General features: G+C 52.5%; 23 protein-coding genes. 17 read left to right on the top strand and 6 right to left on the bottom strand.

Annotated features, from left to right (window positions below; all coding sequences use genetic code 11):
- Positions 1 to 52 precede the first annotated feature (52 nt).
- The 3 genes from MARHY_RS09140 to MARHY_RS09130 are packed head-to-tail and all read right to left on the bottom strand — an operon-like array spanning position 53 to position 3163.
- A complete protein-coding gene (locus tag MARHY_RS09140) occupies positions 53 to 1192 on the bottom strand; it encodes a helix-turn-helix domain-containing protein (RefSeq protein WP_011784783.1) in 1140 nt (379 codons plus the stop codon).
- A complete protein-coding gene (locus tag MARHY_RS09135) occupies positions 1183 to 2508 on the bottom strand; it encodes a sensor histidine kinase (protein ID WP_014421544.1) in 1326 nt (441 codons plus the stop codon). Before MARHY_RS09135 ends, MARHY_RS09140 begins: the two co-directional genes overlap by 10 nt.
- Positions 2498 to 3163, bottom strand: a complete 666-nt coding sequence (locus MARHY_RS09130) for a response regulator (protein WP_011786648.1) — start codon at positions 3161 to 3163, stop codon at positions 2498 to 2500. Before MARHY_RS09130 ends, MARHY_RS09135 begins: the two co-directional genes overlap by 11 nt.
- Before the next feature lie 167 nt (positions 3164 to 3330).
- On the opposite strand from MARHY_RS09130, the gene MARHY_RS09125 reads away from it, so the two are divergent.
- The 5 genes from MARHY_RS09125 to MARHY_RS09105 all read left to right on the top strand — a co-directional run bounded on the left by MARHY_RS09125 (position 3331) and on the right by MARHY_RS09105 (position 8702).
- On the top strand, positions 3331 to 4647 hold the full coding sequence (locus MARHY_RS09125) for a ferredoxin reductase family protein (RefSeq protein ID WP_011784786.1): 1317 nt from the start codon (positions 3331 to 3333) through the stop codon (positions 4645 to 4647).
- A 76-nt stretch (positions 4648 to 4723) separates the two neighbouring features.
- The gene (locus MARHY_RS09120) at positions 4724 to 5104 is read left to right on the top strand and encodes a PepSY domain-containing protein (protein WP_011784787.1); all 381 of its coding nucleotides are present in this window, start codon (positions 4724 to 4726) and stop codon (positions 5102 to 5104) included.
- A gap of 54 nt (positions 5105 to 5158) precedes the next feature.
- On the top strand, positions 5159 to 5632 hold the full coding sequence (locus MARHY_RS09115; protein ID WP_011784788.1) for a DUF2271 domain-containing protein: 474 nt from the start codon (positions 5159 to 5161) through the stop codon (positions 5630 to 5632).
- 22 nt (positions 5633 to 5654) lie between these two features.
- Positions 5655 to 7874, top strand: a complete 2220-nt coding sequence (locus MARHY_RS09110; protein ID WP_011784789.1) for a PepSY domain-containing protein — start codon at positions 5655 to 5657, stop codon at positions 7872 to 7874.
- 75 nt (positions 7875 to 7949) lie between these two features.
- Complete coding sequence (locus tag MARHY_RS09105; RefSeq protein WP_011784790.1) at positions 7950 to 8702, top strand: VIT1/CCC1 transporter family protein; 753 nt, start codon at positions 7950 to 7952, stop codon at positions 8700 to 8702.
- A 388-nt stretch (positions 8703 to 9090) separates the two neighbouring features.
- On the opposite strand, the gene MARHY_RS18550 is transcribed toward MARHY_RS09105, so the two are convergent.
- From MARHY_RS18550 to MARHY_RS18545, 3 genes are all read right to left on the bottom strand, one after another.
- Positions 9091 to 9660: a tyrosine-type recombinase/integrase gene (locus tag MARHY_RS18550; protein ID WP_228703059.1), complete on the bottom strand. Its 570-nt coding sequence runs from the start codon at positions 9658 to 9660 to the stop codon at positions 9091 to 9093.
- 236 nt (positions 9661 to 9896) lie between these two features.
- Positions 9897 to 11104 (bottom strand): IS3-like element ISMaq2 family transposase gene (locus MARHY_RS09100; RefSeq protein WP_158011872.1). Its coding sequence is split into 2 segments (ribosomal slippage): positions 9897 to 10777 and positions 10777 to 11104, totalling 1209 coding nucleotides; the frame shifts between segments, so codons are not numbered across the junction.
- A gap of 44 nt (positions 11105 to 11148) precedes the next feature.
- Positions 11149 to 11382 carry a site-specific integrase gene (locus tag MARHY_RS18545; RefSeq protein WP_014421542.1) on the bottom strand — a complete coding sequence of 78 codons (234 nt, stop codon included), beginning with the start codon at positions 11380 to 11382 and terminating at the stop codon, positions 11149 to 11151.
- A gap of 352 nt (positions 11383 to 11734) precedes the next feature.
- Between MARHY_RS18545 and MARHY_RS18745 the strand changes: the two genes are divergently transcribed.
- The 12 genes from MARHY_RS18745 to MARHY_RS09030 all read left to right on the top strand — a co-directional run bounded on the left by MARHY_RS18745 (position 11735) and on the right by MARHY_RS09030 (position 20522).
- Entirely contained in the window at positions 11735 to 12436 is a 702-nt protein-coding gene (locus MARHY_RS18745; RefSeq protein WP_081698934.1) for a DUF4145 domain-containing protein, read from the top strand.
- Between the two features lie 92 nt (positions 12437 to 12528).
- Positions 12529 to 13065 (top strand): hypothetical protein, encoded by a 537-nt coding sequence (locus MARHY_RS09080; RefSeq protein WP_014421539.1) that lies wholly within the window; start codon positions 12529 to 12531, stop codon positions 13063 to 13065.
- 96 nt (positions 13066 to 13161) lie between these two features.
- Positions 13162 to 13509 carry an antibiotic biosynthesis monooxygenase family protein gene (locus MARHY_RS09075; RefSeq protein WP_226374439.1) on the top strand — a complete coding sequence of 116 codons (348 nt, stop codon included), beginning with the start codon at positions 13162 to 13164 and terminating at the stop codon, positions 13507 to 13509.
- Positions 13510 to 13514: 5 nt separating this feature from the next.
- Positions 13515 to 13928 carry a hypothetical protein gene (locus tag MARHY_RS09070; protein WP_014421537.1) on the top strand — a complete coding sequence of 138 codons (414 nt, stop codon included), beginning with the start codon at positions 13515 to 13517 and terminating at the stop codon, positions 13926 to 13928.
- Between the two features lie 82 nt (positions 13929 to 14010).
- Positions 14011 to 14340, top strand: coding sequence for an SMI1/KNR4 family protein (locus MARHY_RS09065; protein ID WP_014421536.1), 330 nt, complete (start codon positions 14011 to 14013; stop codon positions 14338 to 14340).
- 108 nt (positions 14341 to 14448) lie between these two features.
- Positions 14449 to 14856, top strand: coding sequence for a VOC family protein (locus MARHY_RS09060; protein ID WP_014421534.1), 408 nt, complete (start codon positions 14449 to 14451; stop codon positions 14854 to 14856).
- A gap of 115 nt (positions 14857 to 14971) precedes the next feature.
- Complete coding sequence (locus MARHY_RS19085; RefSeq protein WP_014421533.1) at positions 14972 to 15400, top strand: GNAT family N-acetyltransferase; 429 nt, start codon at positions 14972 to 14974, stop codon at positions 15398 to 15400.
- Positions 15401 to 15471: 71 nt separating this feature from the next.
- Entirely contained in the window at positions 15472 to 15852 is a 381-nt protein-coding gene (locus MARHY_RS09050) for a hypothetical protein (protein ID WP_014421532.1), read from the top strand.
- Positions 15853 to 15960: 108 nt separating this feature from the next.
- Complete coding sequence (locus MARHY_RS09045) at positions 15961 to 16638, top strand: SAM-dependent methyltransferase (protein WP_014421531.1); 678 nt, start codon at positions 15961 to 15963, stop codon at positions 16636 to 16638.
- A 557-nt stretch (positions 16639 to 17195) separates the two neighbouring features.
- Positions 17196 to 19391, top strand: coding sequence for a dynamin family protein (locus tag MARHY_RS09040; RefSeq protein WP_158011883.1), 2196 nt, complete (start codon positions 17196 to 17198; stop codon positions 19389 to 19391).
- A gap of 67 nt (positions 19392 to 19458) precedes the next feature.
- Positions 19459 to 19980 carry a hypothetical protein gene (locus MARHY_RS09035; protein WP_014421528.1) on the top strand — a complete coding sequence of 174 codons (522 nt, stop codon included), beginning with the start codon at positions 19459 to 19461 and terminating at the stop codon, positions 19978 to 19980.
- 38 nt (positions 19981 to 20018) lie between these two features.
- On the top strand, positions 20019 to 20522 hold the full coding sequence (locus tag MARHY_RS09030; RefSeq protein WP_014421527.1) for a hypothetical protein: 504 nt from the start codon (positions 20019 to 20021) through the stop codon (positions 20520 to 20522).
- Positions 20523 to 20691 lie beyond the last annotated feature (169 nt).

Here is a 20691-nt window from a genome sequence, read left to right as displayed (position 1 = left end):
GTATCGGGTGAGAGCGTACTCGAACGCCGGGTAGCCAGGTTCAGGATCGTGGCTAGGGTCGGATATCGCCCTGCAGGGCTCGTCGGCGATATTCACTGGGGGTAAATCCTGTCTCTTTCTTGAAAGCAGTGTTGAATACGGACTTCGAGTTGAAGCCAGAGTCATACATAGTTTGCAGAATATTTGCCTGATTGGCTGCATCGGCCAGGCGCGATTTCGCCTCGTCGATGCGATAGCGACTGACGAACTCAAAGAAATTGCAGCCAAAGCCTTGGTTAATGGCCCGTGAAACCTCTCTTGAAGGGGCGCCCAATTTCCGTGAAAGTTGTTCCAGGGTCAGGTTGGGGTGCAAGTGGGGCTTTTCCTGGTGCATTAACTGTTGGAGCCTGACCTTTAAAGTTTGATCAAACTGCGGCGTGGGCTCTTCTTCCAGCAAGGCGGCCTGGTCTGCTGCCAATCCAGAGAAAACAACGGGTTGGCGAAGAGAGTTTATCATCAGAAAATTGATGAAAATGAAGCCCGTTACAGCGCCAGCGCCGGCCACCCACTCGGTTCCAGGCACGCTTCTAAACACATGCGCTGTAAGGCAGTACATCATGCTCACGGTCCAAGCCACTGCATAGCCGATCAGAAGCGTCCGTAACCACGCAAGTTGTTTGTTTTCAATACTCGAGAAAATCTGTCGAATACCAAGGCCGAAACGGTTAATCGCACGAATCGTCGCGTACAGGTAGCCCAGAAAGACCGCGTGAATAGCGACTGCAAGAAGGGGAGAGGTAAGTACGCCCGGGTGGTCCCGTTCAAGCAGAATCTGAACTTTGGTCTCGCTTGGCTGTAAATAATATTCAATCAGAAAAATTGCGCCGACCACCCAGAAGAGCAACGTGTGCACGAGATGCTTCCCGCGTAACTGGAAATTCTGATACATCAGCGATTGCGCATATAGATAGAGCGAGCCGGCTTGTAGAAGTCCGATGAGTGTTCCGAGGTAGGCGAAGTTTGGGTACTGGAGCGCAAGCCCGCTGCCATAGAGGAAGATCTCTCCCAGCCCGGCGGCGAAGAACACCAGAGTGGCAACCAGGAGTCGGTTAGATATGAGCCCACTGTTGGATGGAAGTAGGAGAAAAACGGCAAGAGCCAGCGATTGAATGATGCTCGTCAGCAGCACAATGTCGGTGAGTGTCAGATACATGCCAGATTCAGCTCCGCTTCAAAACCATCCTGCCGTCCTGTTGCCGGCGATCTGAGATGCAGGGTCATGCCGGCACCTTTAGCAATCGCATCGGCAATCGCGAGGCCCAGGCCAGAACCTGCAGCGTCCGTTTTGGCGCGTGCAAACCGGTTTCTTAAAAGAGCGAGCTGTTCCGGTGGCACTCTTGCACCGCCATTGCAGACCCTTAAAACCCCATTATCGTTCAGGTTGATCTTCACCGGCTCGCTACGGGAACCATGCTTAAGGGCATTCTCGATCAGGTTACGCACCAGGATGGCGAAGGCATCGGGATCAAGAAAGGAGTTCACTTCGCGCTCCGGCAGGGATAAAACAACTCGCCCGGGTGCCTGGGCCTCAAAATCCCGGGCAATCATCGCGAGGATGGGCACAAGATCCTGCTGACTTTGTGAGAGTGCACCGCCACCTTCTGCTTTTGCCAACTCGAGCAGTTTTCCGGACAGCACCGAGAGACTGCGTAACGCTTCTTCAATTTCTGCAACATCATTCTTGAGATAATCATCGGGCATTCTGGTTTTCAGTCGCTGCACTTTGGCAAGCGCTGTTGCCAGGGGAGTTCGCAGTTCATGGGCACTGTTGGCGGTAAAGCTGCGTTCTGATTCGAGAGCACGATGCAAACGCTCAAGCAGCCGGTTGATGGCACCGGCGATTGGTTCAAATTCACGGGGTAACTGCTCTTCTACAACAGGGGACAGATCTCCCGCGCCGCGGGATTCAATGTCTTGCTGAAAATCGACCACATTACGAAGGGAAAGCCGGACAATCCACCAGACACCCAACAGGCTGACCGGAATCAGCACCAGTAAAGGCAACAGTAAGGCTAATCCCGCCTCCAGAGCGGATTCACGCCGGTGCGCCAAGGGTTCGGCCACTTCAAGATAGATGGTATAGCTGACTGCAGATACGCCATATAGCCGGTGGGTCAGAGTATCTGAAAACCCTTCCGCGGGGGTCCTGCTAAACACGCCAGGGTCGGCATCGTGGGACTGGAGCAGAATATTTCCAGCTTCGTCCCGTACCAGATAGGTCAGGTATTCGTCATGGTCTTTCAGGGCTGGGGCCTTTTGATTGCCCGCGCCGTTCTCACGGTTCAGGATGTCGGTGACCGCCAGTGGCAGTATGCGCTGGGCGGTTTCTTCCAGGGCACTGTCGAAGACCTCGTTCATTTCATGCTGTGCCACCAGTCCCGAAGCGGTCACGCCCAACAGCCAGAGTAGGGTGACACCGAGTGTCAGGCCGATACCGAGTGTTTTTTGCAGGCTGGTTCTAGTGGTCATGTGTTTCCAGGCGATAGCCCATTCCCCTGACGGTTACGATAGCGTCCCGCCCCAGCTTTTTACGCAGACGGCTGACATAAACTTCGATGGTGTTACTTTCGATTTCGGCCCCGAAAGCGTATAGACGATCCTCCAGTTGCGATCGCGATAACAGCATTCCGGGTCGCTGGATAAAGCCCTCAAACAATGCCCACTCCCGTGCCGTAAGTTCTACCGGCAGGCCGTTGCGACTGATGCGGTGATCGCCAAGATCAATCATCAGCTCGCCCACTTGTATGATCGGGCTTGGATTGCCGCGATATCGGCGAGCCACCGCGGCCACGCGGGCCGACAACTCCGAAAGATCAAAGGGTTTGACCAGGTAGTCGTCAGCACCGGCATTCAATCCTTCAATCCGGTCAGACACCTGATCCCTGGCGGTCAGAATGATCACCGGTGTTGTTATTCCGGTAGCCCGGATCGTTCGCAAAAAGCCGAAGCCATGGCCGTCGGGCAGCATCAGGTCCAGCAGAATCAGGTCGTAGGCTGTGGTCCTGATACTCGCCTCAGCAAAGCGCAGAGTTTGCACCCAGTCCACGGCGTGGCCGTCGTCCGCAATCTGATCCCGGACCGCCTCGCCCAATCCCGCCGTATCCTCCACCAAAAGAACCCGCATTGTTCACCTCTGACCCAGCCCTGAAATCAAGATACTACAGCTCGAACCTGACAACAGCCTGAATGGTCAATAACGCTTCGATCTCTCTTCACCGACCTTCAGCTGGCTGTCAGGTTTGGGCGCTAGCCTTCGGGGGAATATTCCAGGTACCGATCGCAGGAGATGTGATGATGCGGATGATTTTTCCTTTCGTTGTGTTGGTTTTGGGCCTATGGGCCTGGAACCTCTTTGCAGGTCCTGGGGCCGGTTCTCCCTGGGCAGTCTATGACCAGAGCCTGCTGCTCAGTGGGCTGTTATCCATTGCTCTGATGTCACTAGCCATGATGTTGGCACTGCGCCCAGCCTGGTTGGAGAGACCGCTGGGCGGGTTGGATCAGATCTATCGCACCCACAAATGGGCGGGCATTCTGGCAGTGGTATTCGCCGCCGCCCATTGGCTGATTGAAATGGGTGACGATGTAATAGAGTCGGTGTTCGGAAAAGCCGGCAAGCTGCACGATCAGGATTATTCCGGGTTCATCGACACCATGCGCGATGCGGCGGAAGAGGTAGGGGAGTTCGCCATCTATCTGCTGTTCGCCATGCTGCTGATCACCTTGTTGCGCAAGTTCCCCTACAAATACTGGCGCTATTTGCATCGCGGCATGCCGGTGCTTTATCTGTTGCTCGCTTTCCACGCGGCGTGGCTTACTCCGCTGCAATGGTGGCAGCAGCCAATCGGTGTGCTGATGGCCATTTTGCTCTTTGGCGGCAGCATCGCCAGCGGGCTATCCCTGACCGGCAGAGTTGGTCGTCGTCGCCAGGTTCGCGGCATGGTCACCGCGATCAAAACACCAGACCGGGACGTCACCGAAGTTACCTGCCACATGGGGCCGGCATGGCCCGGTCACCGTGCGGGGCAATTCGCCTTTGTGACCTTCGACCGACTAGAGGGCGCGCACCCGTTCACGATTGCCAGTGCCGATAGGGAAAATGGCACGGTTACGTTCATCATTAAATCGCTCGGCGACTTCACCCGCAATCTGAGCCAAAAAATCAGCGTGGGGCAAACCGTAAATATAGAAGGCCCTTACGGCTGTTTTAACTTCGATCGCCGCAACCGCAAATCCCACCAGATCTGGATAGCCGGTGGCATCGGGATCACGCCGTTTCTGGCCTGGCTCGAAGCTCTAAGCAGCGCCACCGACGCCACCGTGCCTGAAGCCGATCTGCATTACTGCACGCGCAACGCCGGCCAGGATCCCATGGTGGATCGACTTCGGGCGCTTTGCGATGGCTTTCCCGGGATACACCTCGAGATTCATGACAGCAGCAAGGGGCAGAGGTTGTCTGCCGAGACGTTGTCTACCAACGGACGCTCGGCAGCAGGCGCAGAGGTCTGGTTCTGCGGCCCGGCAGGGCTGGGGGAAGCCATTAGAAACGGCTTGCGGGCAGCACCCTTCCGCCTGACTCGCTTCCATAAAGAAGCTTTTCAGTTCCGCTGAAATGGCCTCGTTTGTTCAGGTCGTTGTCAGGTTAGCGCCTTAGAGTGGATTTAACACAACCAGCAGGAGAGACACCATGAAGACCAAACCCATTATTCTGAGCCTGTCTTTGTTACTTCTGAGCGGTACCGCAGTGGCCGATGACGACTGCGATGATCCGGTGGCGAGTTGGCAGCCCCGTGAAAATCTGCGTGAAAAGCTGGAAGCCGAAGGCTGGACAGTTCACCGAATAAAGGTTGACGACGGTTGTTATGAAGTCCGGGGCCTCGATGCCGATGGGGTCAGGGCAGAAGCCTCTTTCGCGCCCGCTTCATTGACCATGATGAAATGGGAGCGTGAAGACAGTGACGATGAGGAGAGGGACCGCGGCAACAGGAAAAATGGACAGGACAATCCCAAAAGTCAGGCGCCACGCAACGGCATCGTCAAGGGGCGTCCCACGGTTACCGTTGAGTAACTCAGCGAATTTGCCCTGTTCCTTTAACGTTCATCAGGTTTTTGGAGACCATTTATGAAAACGTTTGTTCTCACTTGCAGCCTTTTCGCCGCCTTGGCTTTACCGGTATTCGCCCAGGCCCGTGACGTGACCTTCACTACGGAACTACAGAATTACGGCGGCGATGGAGCCTATCTGGCGCTGTATCTTACCGATGCCGCCGGAGAGTATCAGGGTACCCTTTGGGTTTCCGGGAAGAAATCTAAATACTACAAACACCTGGGAGGCTGGGCCCGGGGCAGTGGGCTTGATCCTGCAGAGTATGACGGCTTGACTGGCGCCAGTGTTACCAGTGGCCGCACGCTGAAAGTGACTCTGAACCTCGATGATTCGCTGATCGACAACGGCTATGAGGTTCGAGTCGACTCTGCTGTTGAAGATATGCGCGATATCAGAGCCGATGTGATAGCCCCCCTGACCACCGAAGGGTCCGGAAAGCCGGTTTCAGGACGTGGTTACGTGCGCGCTCTGACCTACGAGCTTCAATAATTCACCAGGAGCATCGACTATTATGTTGCGCAAGTTCCACAGTTTACCGGGTTTGCTTGCAGGCGTGTTCCTGATCGTTCTCTCGGTCACGGGAGCTGTGTTGGCTTTGGCTCCGACGCTGGATAGAGTGTCAGCGGTCATTCCGGCTTCCGGTGAAGTCAGTATTGCCGAGCTGGCAGACCGGGTCGTTGCTCACTATCCCGGGACTGAGCAGATCGTGCGAGAGCCTTCTGGCAAGGTCATTGTCTATTACAGCCGTGACGGCCAGGCCGGTGCGGATCTGGTGAATCCGGTAACAGGTGAGGGCACCGCACCCTACGAACCTTCCGCATTTTTTGGCTGGGTCAAGGACCTGCACCGTGCGTTTATGCTGGATGATGCCGGTAGAGCGCTGGCCGGCGTATTAGCTGCTTTGATGGTACTTCTGTGTCTTTCGGGAATATTGTTGATAGCCCGGCGTACCGGGGGTTGGAAGAATATACTAAGACCGCTTTCCGGCTCAGGCGGGAAACGAATCCATGCCGAGCTGGCCCGGTTTGCCGTGCTCGGCCTACTGTTATCCGCACTGACCGGTAGCTATATGTCGGCACAGCGCTTTGGTTTGCTGCCGGAAGCGCCTGACACAGGGCCAGGGTTTCCGGCTGAGGTCTCGGGCGGGCAACCATCGCCTGTGGGCACCTTAAAAGCGCTAGGCAATTTCGATCTTGGCGAACTCCGGGAACTGGTGTTTCCCTATCCCGGTGATCCGCAGGACGTCTATTCGCTGTCAACCGCCGGCGGCTCCGGATTCGTGGACCAGGCTACGGGCGAGTTGCTGCAGTTCCAGCCGCGCTCTGACAGCGGCGTATTGCAGGACTGGATTGTACGTTTGCACACCGGTGAAGGCCTATGGTGGCTTGGCCTGATTCTTGGCGCTGCGGCACTGACTGTGCCAGCTCTCTCGATAACAGGTGCAACCATCTGGTGGCAGCGTCGCCGGTCTTCAGGGCAGCTTCCTGACAACGCCGATGCCGCTCAGGCGGATACAATTATTCTGGTCGGCTCCGAAGGTAATGCCACCTGGGGATTTGCCCAGGAACTCCATAGCAGCCTGAATAAGGCCGGTTTCCGCGTGCATTGCAGCGAGATGAATGCCCTGGCTAAGCAGTATCCGCAGGCTTCCAGGCTGTTCGTGCTGACTTCGACATACGGTGATGGTGATGCACCCGCATCGGCCCGGCAGTTTATGGCCAGGCTCAAAGAATTCCGGGCTGAGAAGAACCTGCGATACACGGTACTGGGTTTTGGTGACCGGCAGTTTCCGAACTTCTGTCAGTTTGCCTTGTCGGTGGATGCTGCGCTCGCCGGTAAAGGCGTCAGCCGTTTGCACGCCATTGAACTGATTGATCGGTGTTCTGCCTCGCAATTCAGTGAGTGGGGAAACCGGGTTGGTGAGGTTATCGGTACTCCGCTTTTCTTGAACTACTGTGCATTGCAGCCAGCAACGGTCAAACTGGAACTGGTAGAAAGGGCGGATTACGGGATTGCGGTTCAGGCGCCCACCAGTATCTTCCGGTTCAAACCGGCGGAGCAGGGCGGATGGCTAACGGCTTCTCCAAGAAGATTTAAAGCGCTGCCACCGTTCGAGGCGGGAGACCTTTTGGGGGTTATTCCCCCACACGGTCAACCCCCGCGGTTCTACTCGCTCGCGTCCTCGGCAAATGACGAAATTGTTGAGATATGCGTCCGTAAGCAGGCCGGCGGTCTTTGCTCCGGTTATTTGCATGACCTCAAGCCGGGTGATTGTATCGATGGCTTCATCCGCCCCAATCCAGGCTTTCGGCCAGCTACCGGTAACCGACCAGTGATTCTTGTCGGTGCAGGTGCCGGGATTGGTCCGTTAACCGGTTTCATCAGAAACAATACCAGTTGCAACCCTATGTATCTGTACTGGGGCGGTCGCGATGCCAGGTCAGATTTTCTCTACCAACCTGAGCTTGGGCGCTATCTTGAGGATCATCGACTGAGCGGGCTGAACACAGCCTTCTCAAGAACAGACGAGCGCGCCTACGTGCAGGATAAGCTCAAACAGGATGAATTAGCCGTGCGACAGATGGTTAACACCGGTGCGCAGATACTGGTCTGTGGTGGCCGGGATATGGCGGCGGCTGTGCGGCAGGTTATAGAAGACATTATCAAACCCTTGCACATCGATATTGAAACTCTGAGAGGCCAGGGACGTTATCTTGAAGATGTATATTGACAGATAAAGTGACAAGGTCGAACTGAGCCTATAATCCCAAAGCACCAAATCGCGTCCTGAACAGGAAGCTGAAAGATGCCATCCACAGAAAATGAAAGACTGCTCAGCGAGCACCAGCCTAATGCCGTTCGTGCACGGCTTGCTGGTCCCGTTAAGGCCTCGACGCTACCAGATGCTGTGCTTGGCGGCATCGATGGCTGCGTTACAACGTTTGCGGTTGTATCGGGTGCGTTCGGCGCAGGTTTCTCGCCACAGGTTGCGTTGGTACTCGGCTTTGCAAACCTGATTGCAGACGGCTTCAGCATGGCGGTAAGTAATTACGAAGCGGGCCAGGCGCAGTTGAATCAGATCAAATTTGCTGAACGCACAGAACGTGAACATATCCGTGCTGTGCCAGAAGGTGAACGTGAGGAAATTCGCCAGCTGTTTCAGGCGAAGGGATTCGACGGCGAATTGCTGGAGCAAGTAGTGGAGGCTATCAGTCGTAATCCCGATGTGTGGGTAGCAACCATGTTGCGAGAAGAGTACGGACTCTCGGGTGCCGGACTCAGCCCACGCCGAGCCGCGTTGACTACCTTCGCCGCATTTTTGTCGGTTGGTGCTTTACCTTTACTGCCTTATGCCATCCCGGGTATGGAGAGTCAGATTCAGTTCCTGACGAGTCTTGGTTTGGCAGGCGTCGTCTTCTTGGGTATCGGAATGCTTAAAAGTATCGTCTATGGCTTACCAGCAATGCGATCAGGACTCCGGACTTTGATCATGGGTACGGCCGCAGCGGGGCTGGCGTTTGCTACTGGGCATTTTGCGCAGGGGTTATTGGGGGGTTAGTTCTTCAGCGGTGAATAGACAATTTAACATAATATTCCCCTAAGAGCTGATATTCATTCGCGTACCCGCTATTGGAATTAACGGCGGATTTCTCGCTCTGTTCGCCCAATGAGTGTAGTTGCAGAATTGAATTTTTAAAGCACAACTCATGCTGAAATGAAAATTATTTAGCAAGGGCCAGTCGTCGACTAATTACTGCGCAACTTTATGAATTGTGGAAAAAATGGTGTCGATATCATTGATGCCAAAGGCTTAGCGTACAATTTTTTCCGTTTCGTGAACTGACCCCAGAATGTTCGCTTTGCGACCAGCACCTAAACAAAAGCGAACATTCGGAGTACCTCATATCCTTGGCGTTATCTGCCCCAGTTAAGCGCTTGGTCGCTTCTCAAGAACCTGGCAAGCGATCAAATGGACTAACTGTTCCAGCTCGTCGATCGCCAATAATGTGGGTGTAGATTTCAGTCGTCCGAATATCGCTGTGGCCGAGGATTTCCTGAACTGTTCGAATATCACTCCCTGATCTCAATAACTCCGTCGCGAAAGCATGCCTAAAGGTGTGTGCTGACACTCGTTTGGTGGTGCCGCTATCCAGAACCGCCTGCCTCAGTTGCCGCGAATAAGAAGAACGATGAAGATGGTGCCGGCACACATAGCCAGCGATGGGGTGAACGCATCTTGTCGAAGATGGGAATAGGTATTGCCATCCCAAGTCCTTCATAACCGGCCCGTACTTCTTATGCAGTGAGGCGGGCACCGAAGTAAGGCCAAATCCATCGGCTAGATCAGACTCGTGCACGGACCTTGCGTGGGCGATTTGTCGTTCAAGGTTATCTCTGAGATTTCCTGGAATCAGTGTGTATCGGTCTTTCCGCCCTTTGCCGTTGAATACGAGCAGATTGCGGCTCTTCAAATCAATGTCTTTGATGCGAAGTGATAGCGCTTCGTTGATTCTCAAACCGCATCCATAGAGCAGAGCGGTAATGAGCAATACTCGCCTTCCATGCGGTGGAGAATCGAAGCTACTTCATCGGGATTAAGAACGGTCGGCATGCGACGAGGGGTCTTCGTCATCTTGTACTGGAGATTCTCAATCTCCCGTCTAAGCACATGCTTGTAGACAAAAATAATCGCGCACAGAGCCTGATTCTGAGTACCTGGGCTGTAGTTGCCCCCGCTAAACCGGACACCACCTCATTCGTTTGATGCCAGTTCCGCCCGGTACTCCCAGGGCGATTTCATTTTCAGCCCCTTGTGCGGGTGGCTGCGGTTATAGTCCTCGATCCATTCCGGCAACCTGGCCATCACTGTGGCGGCATCAGGAAGATCGTTCAGGTACACATAGTCCCGCTTGAACGTCTTCACGAAGGCCTCAGCCATGCCATTGCTCTGAGGGCTTCTCACCGGTGTGGTACACACGACAAAGCCCAGAGAGGACGCGAAGGCTCGCGTTTCTTTGGCAATGTAGCAACTGCCATTGTCAGTCAGCCACTCCAGTGGATGAGGCACTCGCTCTGACTGGCCGAACCGGTATTCCAAGCTTTCCAGCAGCAGGTCCTGAACCATCTCACCGGTGATGCCACCAGTGGTCGCTACATAGCGCATCAGCTCACGATCACAGCAGTCCAGGCTGAAGGCTACACGGACAACCTCCTTGTTCCAGCAGCGGATCTCCAAGCCATCTGAGCACCAGCGAAGGTCCGGCTTCAACGTAATAACCTGGCCATTGTGGCAGCGCTCTTGAGGTCGCCCTGTATACCGGGGTAACAGCAGCCCATTCTGCTTCATCAGTCGGTACACGCGCTTGTGGTTTACTCGCTCATCGTTGGCTGCGAGCAACCGATTCAGTCGAGCCGTGATCCTTCGATAGCCATTGGCAGCACGGGCCTCGCACAGCTCACGGATAAACGGTAAATGCCGGTCATCGTCCTGTTTGCTGTATCTCGGGCTTCGGCCTTTCTGGCGACCATGAAGGCGATCCAAAAGATTGGAGCGCGACACCTTCAGCACTTCCGCAACCCGCTTCAGAGGGTATCGTCCGGTGGCAGCAACGGCATGCGCGAGATCAACTTTTTTGACTGAACCACCTCCAGGGCTTCCCGGAGTATTTCAGCTTCCATCGTCTTGCGGCCCAACATCCGCTCCAGCTCCCGAACCTTCTTGTTCAGGGCTTTCACCTCGGATGCGCTTACAACCTCATCACCGGATTCAATCGCGGACATGCCACCGTCTTTCATCAGCTTCTTCCAACGGAACAACAGACTTGCTGATATACCATGACGCCGGGCTACAAGCGATACCGACATGCCTGGCTGCTCACACTCTGCAACCATGAATGCTTTCTCCTGCGCGGAATACCGGCGACGGCGCTGCACTCCGGTTATGACTTCGATTCTCTCCACCTTGGACACTCCTTTGCACTAGGTCTATGCCTAGGCCTTTGCTTCTACCAAGGTGTCCGGTTTAAATGGGGGCTACTACATGGGCTGACTCCACGATTGACGGCGAGGTGATTCAGAAAGCGCTCAATCTCGTGATTACCCATCACCTCTGGGTGTTTCTTGTCGTTAAAGAGGATGAATTGGCGGATCCAGTAGAGATAAGACTGCTCGGTGCGGTAGCTGTACTGCTTGGTTCTGATCTCTGTGCGAACCGATTCCAGAAACGGTGATTTAGCCACAGTCGCCCTCCTTGGCTAAAGCTGTATGGATGTACAGTTATAATGAAAAGGCCGCAAAAACGCCAAATTTTCTGCGGTTTAACGTGCGTGGCTGTGCACGTTTTTCACAGGGCGCCTCTGTAGATGTCTGATTTAAAACGGTAGTTTTTTAATGCTTTGGTTTTAACGTGCAAAACCGCGCACGGATAAACCGCGTGCACGCTTTTCACAAATCTAAAGGCCCGACAACGGCCCGAAGCAGGCCAATAAGACTCTGAAAAAAATGAGTATTCGGTGTGTGAAGTGGTTTTTGACGGGGTGGTTTCGTTGCGGTTTAATGAGAATTCACGCTAATAAGCTGTTAGGACTATCTATGTATCGGCTGTCGAATGATCAAATCCCGAGGTGGAAAAAGGAAGCTTCCGTTTTTCTGCCGTCGTCAATCGACTCTCAGTGTCCAGAGTGCGGGCGTCTAGTCTCATTCGCGACAGCCAAATGGAGTCCTGCGCCTCAGAACACAAGAATAGCGGTAGTTCGATGCCCGGCCTGCCAAACACCTGCCATGTTCTTCTTGCTAAATCATAAAGGGGAAGCGGGAACCCTTGGCAGTGGCGAGCAGCTTTACATACATGCTAAACCACCAGGAAGAGAAGCTCTCCCCGAAATTGTTGATGGTGAGGGCTTGGATGACCCACTCAAGCGAGCTTATGTCTCAGCGGTAAATGTATTCAATACCCAAGAGTGGGGAGCGACAGCTGTACTAACACGCAGGCTTCTGGAGGGTGTAACCAAATCCTTACTCCCACCGGAATACCAGTCGCTTCCGCTAGCCAAGCAAGTAGCAAAGCTTCCCGAAACAAAGGATCTTTCGGAACCGATACTGAAGATTGCAGATGCTATCCGCAAGGGAGGGAACCTGGGTGCACATTTCGATTTGGAAGCCGAGCCCACACAGGAGGTCTCTCAATTGATGCTGGATTTGGCAGAGGAATTGATCGAATACTTTTTCGTGCTGCCAGCAAGAATCGAAGAGCTACACGATAAGATTGAGGACTTAAATGGGACAAAGTCCTAACCAGTGCAGGCACGGCGACGCCCATTACATTGCGCCTTTGGCTCCATTTCATGGGCGCGCATGCTGCAAGCGTTAAACGATAGGAGAAACTTTTGGCTGAGAAGCTAGCCTACTATGGCTTCAGGTATATGTTTACCTCGCTTGAGTCATTGAAAAAGGACGTTGATTTTGAGGATATCAAGCTGTCCGAGAGACTGGCTTTGCTAACCTTTGCTGCATTTACTTACGAGTCGTTCCTTAATCATGCAGGGCATCACATTCTGAAATCCTGGGATGAACACTTGAAGCCAAAACTATCCCCGCAGGGGAAAATGGAGTTTCTCTGCGAGGTAGGCAAAATCGATATCGACTATTCCCGCAGCCCATTTCAGTCGTTCAAAAAAGTCATGGAGCTACGCAATCAACTCGCTCATGCCGAAACAGAGTATGTTCCATATGACCCCGTGACCCATGCTGATCCCAAAGACTGGCCGAAACCCAAATGGCAACGGGTCGTTTCATCATTGAACTTGAGTCGCGTAATTTCTGATCTTGAGGAAATTGTGTCTATCGTAGAAAAAGGACTTGGCTTACCTCCCGTTCCTACATTTCTTCTTATGGAGCGGGTGGATGTGCCAGACTCCGTTTAACAAGGCGCAGCAGTACGCGGCCGATGGCCGCCGGACGCCCTTTCCATGGCTCCTTCGTTGCCATTCCAAGGTCGCCGCTGTGCTCAGCGTTAAACCATGGAGAGCATGATGCAGGCAAGGGAATGGAAATGCCGAGTCCCGCAAGATAAGAGTGAAGGCTTTCTCGAATATTTGTATGCCACGGGTGTAAAAGACACCTCTCAGACTGACGGATTTCTGGGCGCACAGATCTACAAAAGAGAAGCCGATGGATTGGTCGAGTTTACGTTGATTACCTATTGGCGAGACTTGGAATCTATCAAGGCGTTTGCCGGGGACAATATAGGCGTGGCAAGGCTCTATCCTGAAGATGACAAATATGATTTAGAGCCGGATCTTACGGTTCAACACTATGAGGTTATTGAGCACAGTTTCGTGGAATCGATGAGCGGGGTTAACAATTGAGTCAAATGCTAAAATCGGTAATTCAGGGAGAGGTAACGGGCTGCGGCATAGCGGCCACAGCTGTTTTGGCCGGCGCTGAATATCAAGAGGTCAAGCAGGTTGCTAATTCAAAGGGAATCTACGCCGACGACGAGAGCCTTTGGTCAGATACTAGCTATGTAAGGAAGCTTCTCGCGGAATACGGCATTGAATGTGACCCAGAAGAAAAGCCATTTACTGGTTGGCAGTCTCTGCCAGATAAAGCGCTGTTGGCTATTAAATGGAGAAAGGTCGATGGAATCCCTTTCTGGCATTGGGTTGTTTTCTGTCGGCAAGGTGGCAAAGAGGCCGTTTTTGATTCCAAAAACGGCCTAAAAACAAACATTCGAACAGATTTCGGTCGAATCAAACCAAAGTGGTTCATCGAAGTCTTGGTTTAACAATCGGCTGCACAGCGACCGATTTTTCGCCGCTTCGCGGCTCCAAACCGGCGCGTGAGCCGGGCGTTAAGGCAAAAGCATCGTGAATAAGATCTACGGGAAGGTATATCAAGCAACGGATGGCACTGAATATGGTGTGCTTCGAAAAGCCAGCGGGCCATACCCTGATGATGTTCCCAAAGCAGATGTGATTGCAGAAGATGGGTGCGGCAATTATTTCCTCAAGTCGGCAGCAGGAGTCTCCTTTTGGGATCATGAAACAGGGCAGGCTTCAATCATTGCCGAATCGATGGAGGAATTTGTCGATCGCTGCGTTGCGCCATCGGAAGTGGAATTAGATCGTGGCAAAGTTCTCTCGGCTTGGATCGATCCAGAGTTTGCCAAGGAATTTGGAATTGACCCTGAGCCTTAACAAGGCAGTCAACCGGACGCCAAAAGCGTGTCGCTTTTGGTGCCCTCCGCTGCGCTCCGGCGCCGGTTACTTTCAGCGTTATGTGTATTAATCAGAACGGAGGCACAGATGAAGTCTATTACGACCTCGCTCATGTTTGTTGGAGAGCAAGCTGGAAAAGCCGAAGAAGCCATCAGGTTTTATACCTCGCTGTTTCCAAATTCAGAGGTGATCGAAATCCAGCACTACGAAGCCGGTGAGCATGAACCAGAAGGTTCCGCCAAGATGGCTAGATTTTCGATCAATGGTATCGAGTTTATGGCTCTGGATAGCCATCTAGACCACAAATTCTCTTTTACCCCTTCCATGTCACTGTATGTTGAATGTGACTCATTAGACGAAATTGAGGAAGCGTTTCGAGCTCTAGCGAAAGGGGGAGCTGAGTTAATGCCCTTGGATAACTATGGGTTTAGCCAAAAGTTTGGGTGGCTGAATGATAGGTATGGGGTATCTTGGCAGCTCAATCTGTCAAACTAAAGTGGTGGTGCGTGGGGTCAACACATAACCAAGCAATCAAGTCCACTCCCTGCGGTCGCCGGACGCTCGTTCCTCGCGCTGCTTATTGCGGGCGTTACAAGTACAGGGAGACTTCGTGAGTCCTATCCGGGAGGCGGTAAAATCCGATCTAAATAGCATAGTGGAAACCTCGAGGAGTCTTGGTTATCCCGGGCGCGGAATCACTGATGTAGAGAGCGACCTGGCTGAGCTCATTCGTTCGGAACGTGACCGTCTGTGGGTGTTCACAGTTGACGCCGCCGTTGTGGGCTGGCTGCACGCTTACCTCTCAATACGGGCAGCATCGACCGCCTTTGTCGAAATCTGCGGTATGGCAGTGCATCCAGAGCACCAGCGACAGGGGATCGGAGCGGCACTTACGTCTCATGCGTCGAACTGGGCCGCCGAAAAGGGCTTGAAGCTCCGTGTCCGTTGTAGCTCGGTGCGTGAGGACACTCACGAGTTCTATAGGAAGCAGGGTTTTTCGACTGTGAAGACCCAGCTAGTCTTCGATAAAAACTTGTAACAAGTCAGGCCAGCGGACGCGCTAAAACGCGCCGCTGCCTTCGGCGTTAAATTCAGGGAGGAAACGCGAACATGGAGAAAGTTGTCACAGGCCTGTTGGTGCTCGTAGGCATCATTCATCTTCTGCCCGTTTCCGGGGTGCTGGGCGTGGAGCGGCTGGCCGCTTTATATGGCATTTCCTTGGGGGAGCCCAATATCGAAATCCTGATGCGCCACCGGGCTATCCTGTTTGGACTTCTCGGTCTGTTCTTGGTGTATGCAGCTTTCCAGCCATCGTTGCAAACATTGGCAATTATCGCTGGCCTCGTCAGCGTTGTGTCCTTCATCGCGATTGCGTGGTCAGTTGGCGGGTACAATGAGTCCGTTCGCAAGGTCGTCATCGCAGACATTGTCGCCATCATCGCGCTCATTGCTGCGGGGGTAATTCATGGCGTCGGTCGCAACCAAATTTAACAAGGCGCAGCAATTCACGGCCTGCGGCCGCCCTTTACATTGCGGCGGCGCCTCCATTTCAAGGGCGCCGTTGTGCGCTGGCGTTATACAGACTAAGGAGAGTCAGATTTGAAGTTAGCCAATGTAGTCCCGTGGGGCCGATCTTTTGAAGAGTATCAGGCGATGTTCGGATTATCCGAGAATGACCTGAACAAGCGTATCCTTGGTTGCGGTGATGGCCCCGCAAGCTTCAATGTAGAGGCAACAGACCGTGGCTGCCAAGTCACTTCCTGTGATCCGGTTTACGAGTTTCAGGTCAACGAAATACGTCGCCGGATTGATGAAGTGTACCCGGACATCATGACTAAGATGCGGCAGGACGCAGACAAGTATATTTGGGGGTCATTGAGTAGCGTCGAGCATCTTGGCGAGATCCGTATGAATGCCATGTCGAGATTCCTGGCCGACTTTGAGGCGGGATTTCAGCAAGGGCGGTATCTATCAGTGTCTTTGCCGTCGCTGCCGTTTTCCGATTCCGAGTTCGATTTGGCACTCTGCTCCCACTATCTTTTTCTCTACAGTGACCATGTGGATGGGGCAACTCACCTTAAATCAATGCGGGAGCTATGCAGAGTGGCGACCGAAGTCCGTGTCTTTCCTGTTGTATCCTTAGACGGAGAGGTCTCGAAGCATTTGGATCAGGTAATGACCGCATTATCTGCCGATGGGATTGATGTCTCATTGCAGCCTGTTAGTTACCGGTTTCAAAAAGGTGCTACTGAGATGTTGGTGGCAAAGTCCGTATAACCAGTAGCTATTGGCGGACGCGCCTACGCTGCGCTCCGGCACGCCGCAACGCCAAGCGTTATCGAACCATCTGAATGTTCGCTTTGCGACCGTCCCGCATCCCAGGCAACAAAAGCTACCCTTCAACATAAGTGTCATTCGCTATCGCTCAGCCTGTGGCGCAAAACAAATCTGGTGCGGCTCCGAAAAACCTCGACAGACCATGACTTTCTCTCAAGCACCGCGTTAGATAAGTGATCTCCGGTCTATGCAGGCAGATTTGGCGAATAGGCGTTTAGTGTAGCAACGCATTGTGCCTTGTGAGCATCTTTGCTGGCGAAGCCAATTGCTCAAGGAGTGCGGTTTTTACTCGCTTGACGAGTAAAAAATCGATTCTTTCTTGCAGTGCCAGAAAGCCCGAGTTATTGTTGGCTAGAAATCAGTCGCATAGCGAGTAAAAAATGTCCTCAGAATCGAAAAATCAGGAACTGAGTGAGTACTTGGTCGCAACTCGGAAGAGAGCGGGACTCTCTCAACAAGCGGCCATTGAGCGCTGCTCATTGGTCACGAGTCAGAAGATGGCTTCACGCGTTGAAGCGAATCCAACTGAATACCCACTGAACGTTGTGCAGGATTACATCCGCGCTATTGGTGCAAACCTAGAAGAGTACATGAAGATCGCCTCAAAACCAGAATCCCTATTTCAAGGAGAGAATGAGATGTCGAATTCCGAAGTAGAAAAAGAGGTCTCAGAACTACTCGAGTCAATTGATAAGAGTGTAGATGAACTTAAGGCGCTTCCCGAGCATGTACAGCAAACAGCGTTGATCGAGAAATTTGAGCAGGCGAAAAAAGACTTACAGGCTGGCTCCAATGAACCGATCATTGGCATCGTTGGACCGAGCGACTCCGGTAAGTCCCATATAACAAATATGGTGTTGGCGCAGCAGATCGCCCCAGAAGGCTTTCAGCCAATGACCGCGGCCTGCACCCTTTTTCGGCACTCAAAATTGAAGCACCCCTCGCTGGGAGAGGACGAGAACGTATCTGTAGTCAGATACTTTGATGGGTCAACCACTTTCAATCTGAACAAATTAGAAGGTGATCATGAGAGCTTTGTGCTTGATACGGGGGATTACTCTATACTCAAAAAATTCGCTGCGCGAGATGAGAACGATAGCATTCCTTTCCCCGAAGCCTATCTAGCCATTGTCTATGTGGATGCTCCTGCACTGGAGAATGTCTCGCTACTGGACACGCCTGGCCAATTGTTTGACCCCGACTATATTCGGAAAGAAAGTGGTGAGGAGGTTGACAGTCTCGATGTTCAGAAAGCCTATGAAGCGATGCATCTGGCAGACGGGTTTCTCTATACCTCGAGCGTCACTAAATTTCTGCGGGATGCCGGTGAAACCGAATTCTTTGCCAACATTCTTCGCGCCCCAGGAAATGCCCCACTTGATCCGTCAAACCCGATTCAAAATTTGACGATCTTGGCTACTCAGGCGGCGGGAGTTGATTCTCTTGAGAGCTTCTTGGACGGAAGAAAACGTGCATCAATCCATCTCGACAGAGCGCTAAGTCATTCTCTTTACGAGGATCTGGAAGCAGCCGTGGAAGGGTATAAACGGCCAACGGCTGAAGATTGGGAGCAACGCATCATTCCGTTCTGGGATGGTAATAAAGAGCACGTACAGAGGTTCAAGGATCGCTTTCAGGAGTTAGTAACGAATGTTACAGAGAATCTTGATGCTATTCGCCAGAACAAGACTCACGCCATCAAAAAACAACTGCTGGCTCAAGTGGACTTGGCTCAATACGAGAATAATGACCGGAAGCGCAGCGCCGACGAACGACTCTCGGAGGTCCAGCAAATGGAAGCGCGATTTCGTAGAGACAATGCTCGCGTTTTAGATAAGTTTGAGGATCAGAAGGCATCCATTAAGGCCTACAAGAACGACACGATCGATCAGGTTTCGGACGTTGTGAAGGAAATCACTTCTGAGTCGTTTGTCACTCGTTTTATCGAAGAGCGTTTTGACGACAAAGACGCAGCAAAAGCTGGCGTTTCTGTAGCGATTGGTCAGTATTTTCAGGCTAAAACAAACCGCATCATGAACACCTCAAGCAAACTCTTCGCCAAAGAAACCGAGGCTCTGGTGAATGAGTTCACCGCCCTCGTACCCGGAACTTATGCAAACGTGGCAGACAACGAGTTTGAGTTTGATACAAACCGATCAGCCTTGTTGAGTTCTTTCGACGGGCAGTCTGCCTTCATCGGAGGCATGTCAGGGCTGGCAGCGTTCGGAGCAATGGGAGCTTACGTGTCTACCATTACTTCTAACTTAGGTGCCTATATCTTGGTTGGTAAAGCTGGGGGCGTGCTTACCTCGCTGGGCATTATTGCCACCCCAACTACATTACCCTGGCTTGTAGGAGCTACCGGTGGGCCTCTGGTATGGGGTGTAGCAATTTCAGCGCTTCTGGGCCTTGTGGTGTATCGTCTTTTCTCCAGCTGGTCGAAATCCATGGCGAGGACGGTCGTAAAAGAGCTAAAGGATGAAGGTATAGCCTCCAAGGTCGCCCGTGATATTGGGGCTTACTGGGACAATACCGAAATTGCTTTTTCAAAAGCGGTTGAAGGTCTGACTACAGAAGCAGAGAAGCACATAGAACGCTTGTACGCTGACGCGAAAACTGGCTTTGATGCTACTGAACTCGCTCAAGTGGATGACACGCTCAGCAACGTCAAAACGAAACTCAAGGCTCAATAGGCTACAGGATGCAGTGATCGCCGATCGATGGCGATCACTGTAAAGGACCTGACACAAGGAAATGCTCATGCGTTTATTTGACTTCGCGGCAGCGTTAACCGAAACAGTTTTTGATGAAGTCAGCGGGAACAAAAAGCGTCGACATGATCGATGGATAGCTGAAAGCAAGAGGACCGCAGCTGACGTGCGCCTGGAGCTGACACGTGATGCATACGAGATCTGGGTTCAAAAAAACCGGCCCGAGAGAAATGCGCTCAAAAAGGAACTGAAACACTACTCGGCCCTCAGCAACTCACTGTCGAACATCAAGTGCAGCCTTGAAGGTACTCAGGTTCAAGCTGCGAGCAAAGATCAAAAGTCTGAGGAAAACCTGAAATCGCCCAAATTTGACGATCTTTTGTCGCAATCGTCTTTCTCAGAAAAAGTTAAGAAGGAATTCCCATTTGAAGGGGCAATCCTTTATCGAGGTGAGAAGGACGATTTCATAAACCACCTAGATGCTTTTATGCGGAAAGAACTGGAGGCGCACCCCAAACTCCTAGCAAAGTGGGCAACACGAGTTAACGAAGCGAAGAGCATCAAAAAATAAATGGCTGACGCAATCGAGATATATAGCGAGAAATTACGTTGAGCACGAATGAGCCGGTCGACGGCGTGTTAATCGAAAACCTATCAGATCAGCTGCGCGAGTTCGTATCGAAAGAGGCAGCAAGTGCCAGGCTGCCGGACACCCTCAGTGATACAAATTCGCTGGTTCTGGCATTCAAATCATTGGTCGATGTATCCGTTGATTTACTCGTCGAGACCGGGCAGATCCATTACGTAAAAACTGTTGTTGCAGTGACTGATGTTTTGCAGCCGCCAACGGAATCGGTCGTGACAAACTCACAACCCACTGTTATTTATCCGCCTAACTTTAGCGACGGCAAGCGATACCGACATTTTTTAAGGGACAAATTAATGGCCTACCTCGCCAGAACAGCCACAGGTCAAATCGATGATGCAGCGTTCGTACTCGCATTTTTACGCGCCGGAGTTCAGGGGCTGATGTGCCATTATCATCCCACGTCCGTGAGGCAATACGCGGTCAAGAGGTTGCAGAGACTCGCCTTCGATGTCGTTGGCCCCTAATTCGGTTAAAACATGAACAAATGAGTTGGCAATGAACTCACCATGTTCTCATCTGACATCCAAGGAACAACTGGTGAAACTGCATTACGCGGTAACCGAGGAGAACTGGACGGTCCCTACTTATTAAGACACCTGGGGCGTCAAACTGGGGTCGTTGAACAGACATTTG

The organism is Marinobacter nauticus ATCC 49840, from assembly GCF_000284615.1.
Taxonomy (GTDB): Bacteria; Pseudomonadota; Gammaproteobacteria; order Pseudomonadales; family Oleiphilaceae; genus Marinobacter; species Marinobacter nauticus.
The sequence above is the reverse complement of the archived record's forward strand: the minus strand, read 5'-3'. Positions and strand labels throughout refer to the sequence as shown.

Coding starts and splice junctions, on each gene's coding strand:
- MARHY_RS09140 (WP_011784783.1), bottom strand. CDS start 1,192: ATGTATCTGACACTCACCGACATTGTGCTGCTGACGAGCATCATTCAA.
- MARHY_RS09135 (WP_014421544.1), bottom strand. CDS start 2,508: ATGACCACTAGAACCAGCCTGCAAAAAACACTCGGTATCGGCCTGACA.
- MARHY_RS09130 (WP_011786648.1), bottom strand. CDS start 3,163: ATGCGGGTTCTTTTGGTGGAGGATACGGCGGGATTGGGCGAGGCGGTC.
- MARHY_RS09125 (WP_011784786.1), top strand. CDS start 3,331: ATGATGCGGATGATTTTTCCTTTCGTTGTGTTGGTTTTGGGCCTATGG.
- MARHY_RS09120 (WP_011784787.1), top strand. CDS start 4,724: ATGAAGACCAAACCCATTATTCTGAGCCTGTCTTTGTTACTTCTGAGC.
- MARHY_RS09115 (WP_011784788.1), top strand. CDS start 5,159: ATGAAAACGTTTGTTCTCACTTGCAGCCTTTTCGCCGCCTTGGCTTTA.
- MARHY_RS09110 (WP_011784789.1), top strand. CDS start 5,655: ATGTTGCGCAAGTTCCACAGTTTACCGGGTTTGCTTGCAGGCGTGTTC.
- MARHY_RS09105 (WP_011784790.1), top strand. CDS start 7,950: ATGCCATCCACAGAAAATGAAAGACTGCTCAGCGAGCACCAGCCTAAT.
- MARHY_RS18745 (WP_081698934.1), top strand. CDS start 11,735: ATGTATCGGCTGTCGAATGATCAAATCCCGAGGTGGAAAAAGGAAGCT.
- MARHY_RS09075 (WP_226374439.1), top strand. CDS start 13,162: ATGGAGAGCATGATGCAGGCAAGGGAATGGAAATGCCGAGTCCCGCAA.
- MARHY_RS09070 (WP_014421537.1), top strand. CDS start 13,515: ATGCTAAAATCGGTAATTCAGGGAGAGGTAACGGGCTGCGGCATAGCG.
- MARHY_RS09060 (WP_014421534.1), top strand. CDS start 14,449: ATGAAGTCTATTACGACCTCGCTCATGTTTGTTGGAGAGCAAGCTGGA.
- MARHY_RS09050 (WP_014421532.1), top strand. CDS start 15,472: ATGGAGAAAGTTGTCACAGGCCTGTTGGTGCTCGTAGGCATCATTCAT.
- MARHY_RS09040 (WP_158011883.1), top strand. CDS start 17,196: ATGGCTTCACGCGTTGAAGCGAATCCAACTGAATACCCACTGAACGTT.
- MARHY_RS09035 (WP_014421528.1), top strand. CDS start 19,459: ATGCGTTTATTTGACTTCGCGGCAGCGTTAACCGAAACAGTTTTTGAT.